The following is a 426-nucleotide window of genomic DNA, read 5'->3' as shown; positions in this document are numbered from 1 at the left end:
GGCGCCAAGTACCTGCACGCACTCGATGACGGCATGGTGCCGCTGCAGTTCCTGTTCAGCGGAACCGTTTTCACCCGCGGTACTCGCGGCTTCGCGGTGCAGCAGGTGCCGTGGGACCGCGAAGATCACTTCGACATGCCGGTTGCGGTGTGGCGACAGCTGATGGCTCAGCATTTTCCCGACACCGGCTGGCTACGGCTTCGCCACGACACGCTCGACGAGCTGGCCAACTACAAGGCACGCTGGGGCATGTTGTCGTTCGAGGAAGCGATCGACAATCGGCTGACACGGCAGGAAATCCGATGAGCGGCAATCTGGCTCAGGTCCTCTCGGTGGCCGATGCCGTTCTGTACGAGCGCTACCTGCTCTATCCGTACCGCGCCGACTCGCGCAAGAACCCGTCCCGCTGGCAGTTCGGCGTACTCG

The 426-nt window shown here is 63.4% G+C and carries 1 protein-coding gene; it reads left to right on the top strand.

Going from position 1 to position 426, the window contains the following annotated elements; translation table 11 throughout:
- A partial coding sequence (locus tag RNC47_RS37090; RefSeq protein ID WP_311605275.1) for a DUF6084 family protein occupies positions 1-306 on the top strand: 306 nt, incomplete at its 5' end.
- Positions 307-426: the final 120 nt, after the last annotated feature.

The organism is Streptomyces millisiae (assembly GCF_031845425.1).
GTDB lineage: Bacteria > Actinomycetota > Actinomycetes > Streptomycetales > Streptomycetaceae > Streptomyces > Streptomyces millisiae.
This window is presented reverse-complemented; position numbering and strand designations above follow the sequence as displayed.